A 14734-nucleotide genomic window follows, 5' to 3' on the forward strand; every position below is an offset into this window, starting at 1 on the left:
CGAGGGCGGGCCCCCGGAAGCGGACTTCCCGGGACCCGCCCTCGGCGGTGTCGTGAATGTTGAGGTCAGAGCGCGTGCGCGCCCGGACCTCCGCCGCGAGCATGCTCACGGCACAGTGCGGATCAGGCCTCGTCGGCCTCATCGGCGGCAGGCTTCGCGTTGACGAAGCCGGCAGCCTCCGCAGCCTCGGCGGTGCGGAACCAGACCTCGGCGACGGTGCGGTCGTACCAGGGCGACTCCGGGGTGTGGAACTTCATCGAGTCCTCGTTGCCCTTGATGTCGAAGCCCTCGGGCGGGGTCTCGCCCTTGTAGGAGTCCTCGCCGTAGGGCGCGGTGCTCTCCTCGGCAGCGGCGGCGTCATCGGCCGTGGACGCGTTCTTGGCGGCGCCCTCGGCCTCCTTCACCACGGCCTGCTTCGGGGAGTACTCCTCGGTGACCAGCTCGATGACGGCCATCGGGGCGTTGTCGCCGCGACGGGGTGCCACCTTGGTGATGCGGGTGTAGCCGCCGGGACGCTCCGAGAAGGTCGGGGCGATCTCCTCGAACAGCGTGTAGACGACGCCCTTGTCACGCACGGTCTGCATGACCCGGCGACGAGAGGCGAGATCACCCTTCTTCGCCTGCGTGATGAGGCGCTCGGCGTGGGGGCGCAGGCGCTTGGCCTTCGTCTCCGTGGTGGTGATGGCCTTGTGACGGAAGAGCTCGGTGGCGAGGCTGGCGAGGATCATCCGCTCATGCGCGGGGGATCCGCCGAGCCGCGCGCCCTTGGTGGGTGCAGGCATGGTCGTTCTCCTTGAAGAAAATAAAGGTCAGTACTGGTCGCCGAAGTCGTCGGAGTAGGAGTCCAGGGCCGACGGATCGAATCCGGCCGGGGAATCCTTCAGCGACAGCCCGAGGTCGGCGAGCTTCGCCTTGACCTCGTCGATGGACTTCTGGCCGAAGTTGCGGATGTCGAGCAGATCGGCCTCGGAACGGGCGGTCAGCTCGCCGACGGTGTGGACACCCTCGCGCATCAGGCAGTTGTACGACCGGACCGTGAGGTTGAGGTCGTTGATCGGCAGCGCCAGATCGGCGGCCAGCGCCTGATCCGTGGGCGAGGGGCCGATCTCGATGCCCTCCGCCTCCTGGTTCAGCTCATGGGCCAGCCCGAACAGCTCGACGAGCGTCTTGCCTGCCGAGGCCACCGCGTCACGGGGGCTGATGGCGGGCTTGGACTCGACGTCGACGATCAGCTTGTCGAAGTCGGTGCGCTGCTCGACACGGGTCGCCTCGACCTTGTAGGTCACCTTGAGCACGGGCGAGTAGATCGAGTCGACCGGGACCCGGCCGATCTCTCCGTCGACGCCCTTGTTCTGCGCGGCGGAGACGTAGCCGCGACCGCGCTCGACGATCAGCTCGATCTCCAGACGGCCCTTCTCGTTCAGGGTCGCGATGTGCAGGTCGGGGTTGTGGATCTCCACGCCGGCCGGCGGGGTGATGTCGGCGGCGGTGACGCGACCGGCTTCCTCACGACGCAGGTACATCACGACGGGCTCGTCGTTCTCCGAGGAGACGACGAGGTTCTTGACGTTGAGGATGACCTCGGTGATGTCCTCCTTGACGCCGGGGACGGTGCTGAACTCGTGCAGCACCCCGTCGATGCGGATCGACGTGACCGCGGCACCGGGGATGGAGGACAGCAGCGTGCGACGCAGGGAGTTGCCGAGGGTGTAGCCGAAGCCCGGCTCGAGCGGCTCGATGACGAACCGGGAGCGGTTCTCCGACACGACCTCTTCGGTCAGCGTGGGGCGCTGTGCAATGAGCACTGTGGATCCTTTCCGCGAGCGTCCGCCATATGACGCTCAGAAGGGGGCGGTGGGCCTAGAAGGTGGGTGGTGTCCAGGGTGCCGGGCGCGGGACTGCCGCACGGCACGCCTCGGTCGGGGCGGAGCACAGGGGCTCCGCCCCGACCGATGAGGTCAGACGCGGCGGCGCTTGGCCGGGCGGGTGCCGTTGTGCGGCTGCGGGGTGACGTCCTGGATCGAGCCGACCTCGAGGCCGGTCGCGGTGAGCGAGCGGATCGCGGTCTCGCGGCCGGAGCCCGGGCCCTTGACGAAGACGTCGACCTTCTTCATGCCGTGCTCCTGCGCCTGGCGGGCAGCGGCCTCGGCGGCCATCTGCGCGGCGTAGGGGGTCGACTTGCGCGAGCCCTTGAAGCCGACCTGGCCGGCGGAGGCCCAGGAGATGACGGCACCGGTCGGATCCGTGATGGACACGATCGTGTTGTTGAACGTGCTCTTGATGTGGGCCTGGCCGTTGACGATGTTCTTCTTGTCCTTGCGGCGCGGCTTGCGCGCGGCGGCCTGACGGGTCTTGGTTGCCATTCGGCAGAACTCCTCTGGTGGATGTGGGGTGCGCCGGATCCCTCAGCGGCGCGAAGTGACTGCGGGCTCCCTCGGGGACGGAGCCTGGCGGCCGATCAGCGGTGTGCGCTGATCAGCGAGCCTTCTTCTTGCCGGCGACCGTGCGCTTCGGACCCTTGCGGGTGCGCGCGTTGGTCTTGGTGCGCTGACCGTGCACGGGCAGACCGCGACGGTGGCGCAGGCCCTGGTAGCTGCCGATCTCGACCTTGCGACGGATGTCCGCGGCGACCTCGCGGCGCAGGTCACCCTCGATCATGTAGTTCTCTTCGATGTGATCGCGCATCTTGACCAGGTCCTCGTCGCTGACCTCGCGGACGCGCAGATCGCCCGAGACGCCGGTCGCGGCCAGGGTCTCCAGGGCGCGCGTGCGGCCCATGCCGAAGATGTACGTCAGGGCGACTTCGAGGCGCTTCTCGCGCGGAAGGTCCACTCCCACCAGACGTGCCATGTGCAGATTCTCCTACTGTCTCGGAGGCCTGAGACGATCCCTCGTCCACGGGTCTGTTCCCGGGACGCCGCAGCCTCCGGACTGCGGGTGACCGGCTGATGCCGGTGGAGTCGTCTCTTCTCTTGTGTGGTGCCCGCGGGGCGGGCGGTGCCCCAGAGGGGCGGTGCCGCATGATGCGGCGGTCACGGCAACGCGTGGCTGCGGGGCACAGGGCCCCGTGGATCAGCCCTGGCGCTGCTTGTGACGGGGGTTCGAGCAGATGACCATGACGCGCGAGTGGCGACGGATCACCTTGCAGTTGTCACAGATCGGCTTGACGCTCGGCTTGACCTTCATTGCTTTCCTTCTCCCGGGACGATCACTTGTAGCGGTACACGATGCGGCCCCGGTCGAGGTCGTAGGGGCTCAGCTCGACGACCACGCGGTCCTCGGGAAGGATGCGGATGTAGTGCTGGCGCATCTTCCCGGAGATGTGCGCGAGCACCATGTGCCCGTTGTCGAGCGTCACCCGGAACCGCGCGTTCGCGAGCGCCTCCGTGACCACGCCTTCGACCTCGATCACGCCGTCCTTCTTCGCCATGCCTCCCCAATCTCTCGCCTCCGGCTGCCCGGGGCCGAGTTCCGCATTCCTGATTGCTCAGGTCGTGCTCACCGACCGTCAGGTGACGGTGCGGTGGTCGACTCGGGTGATGCCTCGACGTCTCGTCGGCCTCGCTGGACGACTCGGCGGAGCCGGTCGACCTGTCGGCGCGACGGGACTGCACGACCTGCGAGGGGACGATGCGCACGGAGCACACCCGATGGACCAGCCTACACGCGCGACCCGGATCCGGCGAGAGCTGGGGACGATGACGCCGCTCACGTCACAGTCACGTCATGTCACAGTCACGTCATGTCGCGGTCACGGCGCCGTGACCGCGAGTCAGCCGTCGATGTCGGCCAGGGGATCCGGGGCGGCGGTGATCCCCCGCAGCGCGAGCTCGGCGGCCCCGCCGTCGCCGGCGGTGAGGACCAGCAGGCCGTGCTCGGTCACGGCGACCGAGTGCTCGGCATGGGCGGCACGGCCGCCCGCGGTGGCGCGCACCGTCCAGTCATCGTCCTCGAGCTCCCAGTTGCCCGGCCCATGGATCAGCATCGGCTCGATCGCCAGGCACATCCCGGGCCGCAGCTTGGGTCCACGGGCCCGGGTGCGGTAGTTCATGACGTCGGGCGCCTGGTGCATCGCGGAGCCGATGCCGTGCCCGCCGAAGCCCTCGAGGTGCGAGAGGGACTCCCCCGCCTCCTCGGCGACGTAGTCCTCGATCGCGGCCCCGATCTCCCCCACCCGCTCGGCGGAGGCGAGTGCGGCGATGCCGGCCCACAGCGCACCCTCGGTGATGCGGACCAGCTCGGCATCGGCGACGGAGCGGGGCTCGCCGACCACATGGGTGCGGGCGGCGTCCGAGTGCCAGCCATCGATGATCAGGCCGCCGTCGATGGAGACGATGTCCCCCTCGACCAGGGGGCGGTCGCCGGGGATCCCGTGGACCACGACGTCGTTGACGCTGATGCACAGGGTGGCGGGATACCCCTGGTAGCCCAGGAAGTTGGGCGTGGCGCCCTCGTCCCGGATCATGTCGTGCGCGAGCGTGTCCAGCTGGTCCGTGGTGACTCCGGGGCGGATGCTCTGCGCGAGCATGTCGTGGACGCGGTGCAGCAGCTTCCCGCTGCGCCGCATCACCAGGATCTGCTCGGGAGTCTTCAGCTCCACGCGCTCGGGCAGGATGCTCATCGGCCGGCGAGGGCCTCGCGCAGTGCGACCGTGACCTCGTCGATCGAGGCCATGCCGTCGACCCGGCGCACCAGGCCGCGCTTCTCGTAGACGTCGATCAGCGGAGCGGTCTGCTCCGCGTAGACGTCGAGACGGTGACGGATCGTCTCCTCGGTGTCATCGCTGCGGCCCTGCTCCTTGCCGCGCTCGACGAGTCGGTCCACGACCTCCTCGGTCTCGACCACGAGCAGGAGCACGGCGTCGAGTCCGGTGCCGAGCTCGGAGAGCATGCCGTCGAGCGCCTCGACCTGGTCGAGGGTCCGGGGGTAGCCATCCAGCAGGAAGCCGTCCTGGGCGTCGGCCTCGCCGAGCCGCGAGCGGACCATGTCATTGGTGACGGAGTCAGGGACGTACTCGCCCTTGTCCATGTAGGACTTCGCGAGAACTCCGAGCTCGGTCTCCCCGGCGACGTTCGCCCGGAAGATGTCACCGGTCGAGATCGCCGGGATGGACAGCTCCTCGGCGACGCGCTCGGCCTGGGTGCCCTTGCCCGCTCCGGGCGGGCCCACGATCAGCAGGCGGCGCGAGGAGCTGGTGCTGGCGGAGGTGTCGGTGGAGGGGGTGGTCACCGGAGGATCCCTTCGTAGTGGTGCTGCTGGAGCTTCGCATCGATCTGCTTCACGGTGTCGAGCCCGACGCCGATGATGATCAGCAGGGAGACGCCGCCGAGCGGGAAGTCCTGCGAGGTTCCGAGATAGACGAGTGCGATCAGCGGGATCAGGCAGATCACCGCGAGATACACCGCGCCGGCGGACTGGATCCGGTTGATCACGTAGCGCAGGTAGCGCTCGGTGGGCCGGCCGGCGCGGACGTTGGGGACGAAGCCGCCGTACTTCTTCATGTTGTCCGCGATCTCCTCCGCATTGAAGGTGATCGAGGTGTAGAAGAACGCGAAGAAGACGATCAGGGCCACGTAGACGACGGCGTAGATCCAGGAGAAGGAGATGCCCATCACCAGGTGCGCGTTCACCCACTGCACCCAGGGGGCCGTCGGGTCGCCGAAGGAGGTGGCCATCTGCGGCAGCGCCAGGATCGACGCGGCGAAGATGACGGGGATGACGCCAGCCTGGTTGACCTTCACCGGGATGTAGGTCGAGGTCCCGCCGTACATGCGGCGGCCCACCATGCGCTTGGCGTACTGGACGGGGATCCGTCGCTGTGCCTGCTCGACGAACACCATGCCCACCATGATCGCCAGGGCGAGCAGGATCACCAGGGAGAAGGTGAGCCATCCCTGCATCTCGAAGACCTGGCCGAAGGATGCGGGGAAGGCCGCGGCGATGGAGGCGAAGATCATCAGCGACATGCCGTTGCCGACACCACGCTCGGTGATCATCTCGCCCATGAACATGATCAGCACGGTGCCGACGGTCATGGTCATGACCATGGTCAGGAGCACCGGGATCGACTGGTCCGGGACCAGCTCGAGGTTGCACCCGACGAAGAAGTTGCCCGAGCGCACCAGCGTGATGATGGTGGTCGACTGCAGCACGCCCAGACCGATGGTGAGGTACCGGGTGTACTGGGTGAGCTTCGCGGTGCCGGAGGCTCCCTCCTTGTGGAGGGCCTCGAAGCGCGGGATCACCACGCGCAGCAGCTGCACGATGATCGAGGCGGTGATGTAGGGCATCACGCCGAGGGCGAAGATGGACAGCTGCAGCAGGGCACCGCCGGAGAACATGTTGACCATGCCCAGGACGTTGGATCCCCCGGCCGAGGCCGCTTGGTCCGCGCACATCATCACGTTCGTGGCGTCGAATCCCGGGGTGGGGATGAAGACGCCAAGGCGATAGACGGCGACCAGACCGAGCGTGAAGAAGATCTTCGCCCTCAGCTCGGGAGTGCGCAGCGCGCGCACGAACGAGTTCACCTGTTTCCCTCCTGAAGGTCCGGGGACGGGACCAGGGTGGCACGATATGTCCCGGTGCCGCGGGATGTGCGCGGCCATCGGACCGGCCCCGAGATGACGCCGGATATGGCGACAGGGCACCGCGGTGCAGAGTATTCTGCGCCACGGTGCCCCGTCAAAAGAAACTCACGCGGTGGTGACGGACCCGCCAGCCGCCGCGATCTTCTGCTCCGCCGAGGCGGAGAACTTCTGGGCGGTGATCTCGAGCTTGACGCTCACCTCGCCGGAACCGAGCACCTTGACGGGCTGGTTCTTGCGCACCGCACCCTTGGCGACGAGATCCTCGACCGTGACGGTGCCGCCCTCGGGGAACAGCTCCTGCAGGGTCGCCAGGTTCACGACCTGGTACTCGACGCGGAAGGGGTTCGTGAAGCCGCGGAGCTTCGGCAGCCGCATGTGCAGCGGCACCTGCCCGCCCTCGAACAGCGCCGGCACCTGGTACCGGGCCTTGGTGCCCTTGGTACCGCGACCGGCGGTCTTGCCCTTGGAGGCCTCACCACGACCGACGCGGGTGCGTGCGGTCTTGGAACCCGGCGCGGGGCGCAGGTCGTGAAGCTTCAACGGCGATGCTGTGTTCTGGTCTTCAGTGTTCATGGAGTCAGTCCACCTCTTCGAACGTCACCAGGTGGGTGACGGTGCGGATCATGCCGCGGATCTCAGGGCGGTCTTCCTTCACCACGGTGTCACCGATGCGCTTCAGGCCGAGGCCTCGCAGGGTGGCTCGCTGGCTCTGGTTGCCGCCGATCTCGGATCGGGTCTGGGTCACTTTGATCTGCATCAGGCACCCACCTTCTCCGCGCGGGCCGCGGCGCGACCCTCTGCCTGTGCCCGCAGGAGCGCCGCCGGGGCGACGTCCTCGACCGGAAGGCCACGACGTGCGGCCACGGCTTCCGGCTCCTCGAGCTGCTTGAGCGCATCGACGGTCGCCCGCACGATGTTGATCTGGTTGGTCGAGCCGAGCGACTTGGAGAGCACATCGTGCACTCCGGCGCACTCGAGCACGGCGCGGACCGGACCGCCGGCGATCACACCGGTGCCCGGGGCGGCCGGGCGCAGCAGGACGACGCCCGCCGCATCCTCGCCCTGGACGGGGTGCACGACGGTGCCCTGGATGCGCGGGACGCGGAAGAAGTTCTTCTTCGCCTCCTCGACACCCTTGGCGATCGCCGCGGGCACCTCCTTGGCCTTGCCGTAGCCGACGCCGACGGTGCCGTCGCCGTCACCCACCACCACGAGGGCGGTGAAGGAGAAGCGGCGGCCGCCCTTGACGACCTTCGACACGCGGTTGATGCTCACGACGCGCTCGAGGAATGCCGACTTCTCGGCCTCCTGACCGCGACCGCGACCACCCTGGCGACCACCGCGGTCGCCGCCCTGGCGTCCGCGATCGTTGCTGTTGTTGGTGGTGTTGTCGTCCCGCCGGCCGGAGGCCGCGGGACCGTTGCTTCGCTGCTGTGCAGCCATATTCAGATCCTCTTCTCGTCCTGTGTCCGGGCGGCGATCACAGCGCCAGGCCTGCCTCGCGGGCACCGTCTGCGACGGCGGCCACGCGACCGTGGTACTTGTTGCCGCCGCGGTCGAACACGACGGAGTCGATCCCGGCGGCCTTGGCACGCTCGGCGACCAGGGTGCCGACGGTGCGGGCCTTGTCCGCCTTGGAGCTCTCGCTGCCGCGCAGGTCCGCCTCCATGGTCGAGGCCGACGCGAGGGTCTTGCCCAGGGAGTCGTCGACGACCTGGACGAAGACGTGGCGCGCCGAGCGGGTGACCACCAGGCGGGGACGCTGGGCGGTGCCGATGACGCGACGACGGACCCGCAGGTGACGACGGCCGCGCGAACGCAGCTTGCTGCCGCGGATGCCCTTGGTGTGCTTGAGTGCGTAACCCATGGTCACTTACCAGCCTTTCCGGCCTTGCGGACCACGATCTCGTCGGCGTAGCGCACGCCCTTGCCCTTGTAGGGCTCCGGCTTGCGGATCTTGCGGATGTTCGCCGCGACCTCGCCCACCTGCTGCTTCGAGATGCCGCTGACCGAGAACTTGGTCGGGGACTCGACGGCGAAGGTGATGCCCTGGGGCGCCTTCACCACGACGGGGTGGGAGAAGCCGAGGGCGAACTCGAGGTCCGTGCCCTTCGCGGTGACGCGGTAACCCGTCCCCACGATCTCCAGCTTCTTGGTGAAGCCCTCGGTGACACCGAGGACGATGTTGTTGATGAGAGTGCGGGTCAGGCCGTGCAGGGCCTTGCTCTCGCGCTCCTCGTCGGGACGACGCACGATGATGGTGCCGTCCTCACCGCGCTCGACGGTGAGGGGAGCGGGCACCTCGTGCTTCAGCTCCCCCTTGGGGCCGGTCACCGTGACGGTGCGACCCTCGATGGTGACGTTCTGCACTGCTGCCGGTACTGCGACCGGTCGGAGTCCGATGCGGGACATAGCTGTTCTCCTCTCCCGCTCACCAGATGTAGGCGAGGACTTCCCCACCCACACCCTTCTTGGCAGCCTGCCGGTCGGTCAGGAGGCCGGAGGACGTGGACAGGATCGCCACGCCCAGGCCGCCGAGGACCTTGGGCAGGTTGGTGGACTTCGCGTACACACGCAGGCCCGGCTTCGAGATACGACGGATCCCGGAGATGGCGCGCTCACGGCTGTCCGAGTACTTGAGCTCGAGGACGAGATTCTTGCCCACCTCGGCCTCCTCCTCGGTCCAGCCGAGGATGTAGCCCTCAGCCTTCAGGATGTCCGCGATGCGAACCTTCAACTTCGAGTACGGCATGGACGCGGTCTCGTGGTACGCCCCTGAGGCGTTACGGATGCGCGTCAGCATGTCCGCGATCGGGTCGGTCATGGTCATGTCTGTTGCTTCTTCCTCACCTGGTTTCCCTCATGCGCGATGAGTGCGCCGAGGGACCTATGGCGGTAGTCCTTACCAGCTGCTCTTGGTCACGCCGGGCAGTTCTCCGCGGTGAGCCATCTCGCGAAGGCAGACACGGCAGAGACCGAACTTGCGGTACACCGAATGGGGGCGACCGCAGCGCTGGCACCGGGTATAGGCGCGGACCGCGAACTTGGGCTTGCGCTCCGACTTCTTGATCAGGGCTGTCTTGGCCATATCAGTTCTCCTTGAAGGGGAAGCCGAGCAGCTTGAGCAGCGCGCGCCCCTCGTCGTCGGTCTTCGCGGTGGTCACGACCGTGATGTCCATACCGCGGACGCGGTCGATCTTGTCCTGGTCGATCTCGTGGAACATGACCTGCTCCGTGAGACCGAAGGTGTAGTTCCCGTTGCCGTCGAAGTGCTTCGGGGACAGGCCGCGGAAGTCACGGATGCGGGGCAGCGCCGTGGACAGCAGACGGTCCAGGAACTCCCACATACGGGCGTTGCGCAGGGTGACGTGGGCACCGATCGGCATGCCCTCGCGCAGCTTGAACTGCGCGATGGACTTGCGAGCCTTGGTGACCTGGGGCTTCTGGCCGGTGATGGCCGCGAGATCCTTGATGGCGCCGTCGATGACCTTGGAGTCGCGAGCGGCGTCGCCGACGCCCATGTTCACGACGATCTTGGTCAGACCGGGCACCAGCATGACGTTCTCGTAACCGAACTGCTCGGTCAGCTGCGTCTTGATGGTCTCGTTGTACTTGCTCTTCAGACGCGGGGTGGGCGCCTGGGTGGCGGTCTCGCTCATCTCAGATGTCCTTCCCGGAGCGCTTGGCGAAGCGGACGCGCACCTGCTTGGTGCGGCCGTTCTCGAGCTCGAGGGTCTCGACGCGGTAGCCGACCTTGGTCGGCTTGTTGTCCTCCGGGTCGACCAGAGCGACGTTGGAGACGTGGATGGACGCCTCACGCTGCTCGATGCCGCCCGCTCCGCCGGCCTGGTTCGGCTTGACGTGGTGGGTACGGCGGTTGATGCCCTCGACCAGCACACGCTGGGTATCGGGGAACACCTGCAGGACGCGGCCCTGCTTGCCCTTGTCGCCGGACTCGAGGCCGCGCGCGGCGGCCTTGTCACCATCGCTGGTGCGACCGGTGATCACCTGGACGAGGTCGCCCTTCTTGATCTTCATCTTTGCCATGTCACACCACCTCCGGTGCCAGCGAGACGATCTTCATGAAGCGCTTGTCCCGCAGCTCGCGCCCGACCGGGCCGAAGATGCGGGTGCCGCGCGGCTCGCCGTCGGTCTTGAGGATGACCGCTGCGTTCTCGTCGAAGCGGATGTAGGAGCCGTCGATCCGACGGACCTCCTTGGACGTGCGGACGACGACCGCCTTGACGACGTCGCCCTTCTTGACGTTGCCACCGGGGATGGCGTCCTTGACGGTCGCCACGATGGTGTCGCCGATGCTGGCGTAACGGCGACCGGAGCCACCGAGAACACGGATGCAGAGAATCTCCTTGGCACCCGTGTTGTCGGCGACCTTCAGTCGCGACTCCTGCTGAATCACTCGTTCTCCTATCGTCTCACCGGTTCTCTTCCTGCTCGCGGGAGCGAGCGGGCCGAGCCTGGCGGAACGGAATCTGGACAATGCGTGCTGCACAGCGCCGCCCCAGGCCGCTTCTCGGACCGTGGACGCTGCCGGCGACAGCTCCCGGGCACGAAGAAACCCTCGGCCGGACTCAGGCACTGGCGTGGTGAACGCGGGGCGTTCGCCTCTGGTGCGAGGTCTCCGACGAGGACGGATCTGGTGGCCCGGATCCTGTCGCGGAAGTCCGACCCCGGCACCACGCAGGTGCGGGCACGGTCCTCCGGCAACCGTTCAAGACTACGCGCCCGCGCCTGCGCTGTCACCCCTTGGGGCGGGGCTCCCCCGTGTGTGCTTGCTCTCCCGCCTCGTCCTCGGGGTCGACGGGCTGCTCGAGGTCCCTCAGGGGCGGGAGCTCGACGGCGGCGACGAGCAGCGCACGGTCCGCGTCGGAGATCTCCGCGACGGGGATGTCGACCCTCGGCACCGCGGCGTGCTGAGCGCGAGCGACTCGTGGGACGGGCCGTACAGGCGTAGGTTCGGACCATGATCGACACCGACATCGCGCGCCGCCTCCAGGCGGCCGGCCTCCCATGGACTCCGACAGACGGCGATCTGTTCGTCATCGACAACGCCCAGCTGCGGGAGGAGCCTTTCATGCTCTCCTCGATGGTCGTCGAGACCGGCCGCAGTCGCAGCGGGCGTGCCGTGTTCCGCTTCAACGGCACCACCGAGTGGGCGCTGGACTCCGTGGAGCAGGACGAGGCCGTCTGGCTCCCCCGCGAGGACCAGCTGCGGCACGCGCTCGGCGAGGCCTTCCTCGCCCTGCACCGGCACGAGGACAGCACGTTCTCCGTGACGCTGCGCGCCGCGGACGGCACCTCGCGCGAGGTCCCGGCCCCGCACGCGGAGGACGCCCTGGCCGGCGCGCTGCTGATCCATCTCACCCGCTGAGTCACCCCGCTCCTGAGGCACCCCGCTCCTGACGCACCGTGGTCCTGAGGCACCGTGCTCTGAGGCACCGCGCTGCTCGGGCACCCCGCCGCCCGACCGAGCACGACGAGAAGGGCCGGTCATCCCCTGCGGGAGGACCGGCCCTTCTCAGGAACCGTCGGTGGTCACGAGGACCACCGCTGGATCACTTGGCGCGCTCGAGGATCTCCACCAGACGCCACCGCTTGGTCGCGGAGGTCGGGCGGGTCTCCATGACCAGGACACGGTCGCCGATACCGGCGGCGTTCTCCTCGTCGTGGGCCTTGAACTTGCTCGTCTTGGTCGTGACCTTGCCGTAGCGGGCGTGCTTCACACGCTCCTCGACCTCGATCACGATCGTCTTGTCCATCTTGTCGGAGACCACGAAGCCGCGAACGGTCTTGCGGTACGGGCGCTCGGACGAGGACGCGTGCGCGCCCTCCTTCTCGAGAGCCTCGATCTCCTCGACGGCCGGGGTCTCGGCCTTGGTGTTGTCAGTCATCTCTGTTCCTCGCTTCGCGGTCACTCGGCGGCGCCGGGCGCCTGACGGATGCCCAGCTCGCGCTCGCGCAGGATCGTGTAGATCCGTGCGATGTCCTTCTTGACGGACCGCAGACGGCCGGGGCTCTCGAGCTGACCGGTCGCGGACTGGAAACGAAGCTTGAACAGCTCGTCCTTCGCCTTCGCCAGCTCCTCGGCCAGCTTCGCGTCGTCCAGCTTGTCGAGTTCATCGGCGGTGAGCTTGGTCGCTGCCATCAGATGTCACCACTCTCTCGGCTCAGGATGCGGCTCTTCATGGGGAGCTTGTGCTGCGCCAGGCGAAGTGCCTCGCGAGCCACCTCCTCCTCGACGCCGGCGATCTCGAACATGACCCGTCCCGGCTTGATGTTGGCGATCCACCACTCGACCGAACCCTTACCGGAGCCCATGCGGACCTCGGCAGGCTTCTTGGTGAGCGGACGATCGGGGTAGATGTTGATGAACACCTTGCCGCCACGCTTCATGTAGCGGGTCATGGCGATACGTGCAGCCTCGATCTGGCGGTTGGTGACGTAGGCCGGCGCGAGCGCCTGGATGCCGTAGTCGCCGAATGCGAGATCGGTGCCGCCCTTGGCCATGCCGGTGCGGTGCGGTCGGTACTGCTTGCGGTGCTTGGTCCTGCGAGGGATCAGCATGTCGCTCAGGCCTCCGTTCCGGGCTGCTGTGCGGGAGCGGCGGCCTGCTCGGCGGGAGCCGCGGCCGGAGCAGCGGACTGCTCGGCGTTGTCCCCGCGACGCGCGGTGGCGTTGCGCTCGTTACGACGGCCGCGCGGACGCTCCGCACGCGGGCCGCGTCCGCCGGAGCGGGGACCCTGCGAGGCGGCCTGCTGAGCCGCGAGCTCCTTGGCGGTGACGTCGCCCTTGTAGATCCACACCTTCACGCCGATGCGGCCGAAGGCGGTGCGGGCCTCGTAGAAGCCGTAGTCGATGTTCGCGCGGAGGGTGTGCAGCGGCACGCGCCCCTCGCGGTAGAACTCGTTACGGCTCATCTCGGCGCCGCCGAGGCGGCCGGAGACGGCCACTCGGATGCCCTTGGCACCGGCGCGCTGCGCGGACTGCATGCCCTTGCGCATCGCACGGCGGAAGGAGACGCGGGCGGCGAGCTGCTCGGCGATGCCCTGAGCGACCAGCTGGGAATCGGCCTCGGGGTTCTTGACCTCGAGGATGTTCAGCTGGATCTGCTTGCCGGTGAGCTTCTCGAGCTCGCCGCGGAGGCGCTCGGCCTCCGCGCCACGACGCCCGATGACGATGCCCGGGCGGGCGGTGTGGAGATCCACGCGCACCCGGTCACGGGTCCGCTCGATCTCGATCTTGGAGATGCCGGCCCGCTCCATGCCCTTGGACATGAGGTTGCGGATCGCGACGTCTTCCTTCACGTAGTCGCGGTAGCGCTGACCCTCCTTGGAGGAATCGGCGAACCACCGGCTGCTGTGCTCCGTCGTGATCCCGAGACGGAACCCATTCGGATTGACCTTCTGGCCCATACGGGACTCCTTACTTCTTCACGGGAGCGACGACCACGGTGACGTGGCTGGTGCGCTTCTTGATCTGGAAGGCTCGACCCTGTGCACGCGGCTGGAACCGCTTCATGGTCGGGCCCTCGTCGACGAATGCGGCGGAGACGGCGAGTTCGCGCTCATCGAAGCGCTCCCCTGCCTGATCTGCCTTCACCCGCGCGTTGGCGATCGCGGACTCGACGAGCTTGAGGACGGGGTCGCTGGCGGACTGCGGGGCGAACCGCAGAATGTCCAGGGCCTCGGCCGTGCTCTTGCCACGAATCAGGTCCACAACGCGGCGAGCCTTCATGGGCGACATGCGGAGGTACCGCACCTGCGCCTTGGCTTCCATTGCTGTCCTGCTTTCTTCTGGATGTCGGGACGTGCTGCCGTACTGACTCGAGGTCAGCGACGGCGGCCCTTTCTGTCGTCCTTCTCGTGGCCCTTGAAAGTCCGCGTGGGAGCGAACTCGCCGAGCTTGTGGCCGACCATCGACTCGGTGACGAACACCGAGACGTGCTTGCGACCGTCGTGCACTGCGAAGGTGTGGCCGAGGAAGTCCGGGGTGATGACCGAACGACGCGACCAGGTCTTGATGAGGTTCTTGGTGCCCTTCTCGTTCTGGACATCCACCTTCTTCTGAAGGTGGTCGTCCACGAAGGGGCCCTTGGCGATACTGCGAGGCATAGTCTCTGATTCTCC

The 14734-nt window shown here is 67.7% G+C and carries 27 protein-coding genes; 1 reads left to right on the forward strand and 26 read right to left on the reverse strand.

Going from position 1 to position 14734, the window contains the following annotated elements; genetic code table 11:
• Window positions 1-122: 122 nt before the first annotated feature.
• The 20 genes from rplQ to VF289_RS15105 all read right to left on the reverse strand — a co-directional run bounded on the left by rplQ (window position 123) and on the right by VF289_RS15105 (window position 11512).
• Window positions 123-782, reverse strand: a complete 660-nt coding sequence (gene rplQ / locus VF289_RS15010) for a 50S ribosomal protein L17 (RefSeq protein ID WP_330884718.1) — start codon at window positions 780-782, stop codon at window positions 123-125.
• A gap of 27 nt (window positions 783-809) precedes the next feature.
• Window positions 810-1805: a DNA-directed RNA polymerase subunit alpha gene (locus VF289_RS15015; RefSeq protein WP_330884719.1), complete on the reverse strand. Its 996-nt coding sequence runs from the start codon at window positions 1803-1805 to the stop codon at window positions 810-812.
• 153 nt (window positions 1806-1958) lie between these two features.
• Window positions 1959-2363, reverse strand: coding sequence for a 30S ribosomal protein S11 (rpsK, locus tag VF289_RS15020; RefSeq protein ID WP_062947608.1), 405 nt, complete (start codon window positions 2361-2363; stop codon window positions 1959-1961).
• Between the two features lie 112 nt (window positions 2364-2475).
• The gene (rpsM, locus tag VF289_RS15025) at window positions 2476-2850 is read right to left on the reverse strand and encodes a 30S ribosomal protein S13 (protein WP_330884720.1); all 375 of its coding nucleotides are present in this window, start codon (window positions 2848-2850) and stop codon (window positions 2476-2478) included.
• Between the two features lie 222 nt (window positions 2851-3072).
• Window positions 3073-3186 carry a 50S ribosomal protein L36 gene (gene rpmJ, locus VF289_RS15030; RefSeq protein WP_010532506.1) on the reverse strand — a complete coding sequence of 38 codons (114 nt, stop codon included), beginning with the start codon at window positions 3184-3186 and terminating at the stop codon, window positions 3073-3075.
• 22 nt (window positions 3187-3208) lie between these two features.
• Window positions 3209-3430: a translation initiation factor IF-1 gene (infA, locus tag VF289_RS15035; RefSeq protein WP_330884721.1), complete on the reverse strand. Its 222-nt coding sequence runs from the start codon at window positions 3428-3430 to the stop codon at window positions 3209-3211.
• Window positions 3431-3772: 342 nt separating this feature from the next.
• Window positions 3773-4621 carry a type I methionyl aminopeptidase gene (gene map / locus VF289_RS15040; RefSeq protein WP_330884722.1) on the reverse strand — a complete coding sequence of 283 codons (849 nt, stop codon included), beginning with the start codon at window positions 4619-4621 and terminating at the stop codon, window positions 3773-3775.
• Window positions 4618-5229, reverse strand: a complete 612-nt coding sequence (locus VF289_RS15045; RefSeq protein WP_330884723.1) for an adenylate kinase — start codon at window positions 5227-5229, stop codon at window positions 4618-4620. The genes map and VF289_RS15045 overlap by 4 nt, the downstream gene beginning before the upstream one ends.
• Window positions 5226-6530 (reverse strand): preprotein translocase subunit SecY, encoded by a 1305-nt coding sequence (gene secY, locus VF289_RS15050; RefSeq protein WP_330884724.1) that lies wholly within the window; start codon window positions 6528-6530, stop codon window positions 5226-5228. Before secY ends, VF289_RS15045 begins: the two co-directional genes overlap by 4 nt.
• A 165-nt stretch (window positions 6531-6695) precedes the next feature.
• Complete coding sequence (rplO, locus tag VF289_RS15055; protein ID WP_330884725.1) at window positions 6696-7163, reverse strand: 50S ribosomal protein L15; 468 nt, start codon at window positions 7161-7163, stop codon at window positions 6696-6698.
• A gap of 4 nt (window positions 7164-7167) precedes the next feature.
• Complete coding sequence (gene rpmD / locus VF289_RS15060; RefSeq protein WP_330884820.1) at window positions 7168-7350, reverse strand: 50S ribosomal protein L30; 183 nt, start codon at window positions 7348-7350, stop codon at window positions 7168-7170.
• Window positions 7347-8033, reverse strand: a complete 687-nt coding sequence (gene rpsE / locus VF289_RS15065; RefSeq protein ID WP_330884726.1) for a 30S ribosomal protein S5 — start codon at window positions 8031-8033, stop codon at window positions 7347-7349. The genes rpmD and rpsE overlap by 4 nt, the downstream gene beginning before the upstream one ends.
• Window positions 8034-8070: 37 nt before the next feature.
• Window positions 8071-8457, reverse strand: coding sequence for a 50S ribosomal protein L18 (rplR, locus tag VF289_RS15070; protein WP_330884727.1), 387 nt, complete (start codon window positions 8455-8457; stop codon window positions 8071-8073).
• A 2-nt stretch (window positions 8458-8459) separates the two neighbouring features.
• Window positions 8460-9002 (reverse strand): 50S ribosomal protein L6, encoded by a 543-nt coding sequence (gene rplF, locus VF289_RS15075; RefSeq protein WP_330884728.1) that lies wholly within the window; start codon window positions 9000-9002, stop codon window positions 8460-8462.
• A 19-nt stretch (window positions 9003-9021) separates the two neighbouring features.
• Window positions 9022-9420 (reverse strand): 30S ribosomal protein S8, encoded by a 399-nt coding sequence (gene rpsH / locus VF289_RS15080; protein WP_330884729.1) that lies wholly within the window; start codon window positions 9418-9420, stop codon window positions 9022-9024.
• A 72-nt stretch (window positions 9421-9492) separates the two neighbouring features.
• Window positions 9493-9678 carry a type Z 30S ribosomal protein S14 gene (locus tag VF289_RS15085; protein WP_010550318.1) on the reverse strand — a complete coding sequence of 62 codons (186 nt, stop codon included), beginning with the start codon at window positions 9676-9678 and terminating at the stop codon, window positions 9493-9495.
• A gap of 1 nt (window position 9679) precedes the next feature.
• On the reverse strand, window positions 9680-10249 hold the full coding sequence (rplE, locus tag VF289_RS15090) for a 50S ribosomal protein L5 (protein WP_330884730.1): 570 nt from the start codon (window positions 10247-10249) through the stop codon (window positions 9680-9682).
• Window position 10250: 1 nt separating this feature from the next.
• Window positions 10251-10637, reverse strand: coding sequence for a 50S ribosomal protein L24 (gene rplX, locus VF289_RS15095; protein ID WP_330884731.1), 387 nt, complete (start codon window positions 10635-10637; stop codon window positions 10251-10253).
• Between the two features lies 1 nt (window position 10638).
• Window positions 10639-11007 carry a 50S ribosomal protein L14 gene (gene rplN / locus VF289_RS15100; protein WP_096798618.1) on the reverse strand — a complete coding sequence of 123 codons (369 nt, stop codon included), beginning with the start codon at window positions 11005-11007 and terminating at the stop codon, window positions 10639-10641.
• A gap of 340 nt (window positions 11008-11347) precedes the next feature.
• On the reverse strand, window positions 11348-11512 hold the full coding sequence (locus tag VF289_RS15105; RefSeq protein WP_330884732.1) for a hypothetical protein: 165 nt from the start codon (window positions 11510-11512) through the stop codon (window positions 11348-11350).
• 59 nt (window positions 11513-11571) lie between these two features.
• Here VF289_RS15105 and VF289_RS15110 point away from each other — a divergent pair, with 59 nt between their 5' ends.
• The gene (locus tag VF289_RS15110; RefSeq protein WP_330884733.1) at window positions 11572-11979 is read left to right on the forward strand and encodes a hypothetical protein; all 408 of its coding nucleotides are present in this window, start codon (window positions 11572-11574) and stop codon (window positions 11977-11979) included.
• A 184-nt stretch (window positions 11980-12163) separates the two neighbouring features.
• On the opposite strand, the gene rpsQ is transcribed toward VF289_RS15110, so the two are convergent.
• Genes rpsQ through rpsS form a run of 6 tightly spaced genes read right to left on the reverse strand, consistent with a single transcriptional unit; the run spans window position 12164 to window position 14719 of the window.
• On the reverse strand, window positions 12164-12499 hold the full coding sequence (gene rpsQ, locus VF289_RS15115; RefSeq protein ID WP_330884734.1) for a 30S ribosomal protein S17: 336 nt from the start codon (window positions 12497-12499) through the stop codon (window positions 12164-12166).
• Between the two features lie 20 nt (window positions 12500-12519).
• Window positions 12520-12753, reverse strand: a complete 234-nt coding sequence (gene rpmC / locus VF289_RS15120) for a 50S ribosomal protein L29 (RefSeq protein WP_330884735.1) — start codon at window positions 12751-12753, stop codon at window positions 12520-12522.
• A complete protein-coding gene (gene rplP / locus VF289_RS15125; RefSeq protein ID WP_096802415.1) occupies window positions 12753-13172 on the reverse strand; it encodes a 50S ribosomal protein L16 in 420 nt (139 codons plus the stop codon). Before rplP ends, rpmC begins: the two co-directional genes overlap by 1 nt.
• Before the next feature lie 5 nt (window positions 13173-13177).
• Window positions 13178-14020: a 30S ribosomal protein S3 gene (rpsC, locus tag VF289_RS15130; RefSeq protein ID WP_330884736.1), complete on the reverse strand. Its 843-nt coding sequence runs from the start codon at window positions 14018-14020 to the stop codon at window positions 13178-13180.
• A gap of 10 nt (window positions 14021-14030) precedes the next feature.
• Window positions 14031-14384 carry a 50S ribosomal protein L22 gene (rplV, locus tag VF289_RS15135; protein ID WP_330884737.1) on the reverse strand — a complete coding sequence of 118 codons (354 nt, stop codon included), beginning with the start codon at window positions 14382-14384 and terminating at the stop codon, window positions 14031-14033.
• Window positions 14385-14437: 53 nt separating this feature from the next.
• Window positions 14438-14719, reverse strand: a complete 282-nt coding sequence (gene rpsS / locus VF289_RS15140; RefSeq protein ID WP_015776373.1) for a 30S ribosomal protein S19 — start codon at window positions 14717-14719, stop codon at window positions 14438-14440.
• Window positions 14720-14734: the final 15 nt, after the last annotated feature.

The sequence above is a fragment of the Brachybacterium sp. genome (genome assembly GCF_036379615.1).
Classification (GTDB): Bacteria; Actinomycetota; Actinomycetes; order Actinomycetales; family Dermabacteraceae; genus Brachybacterium.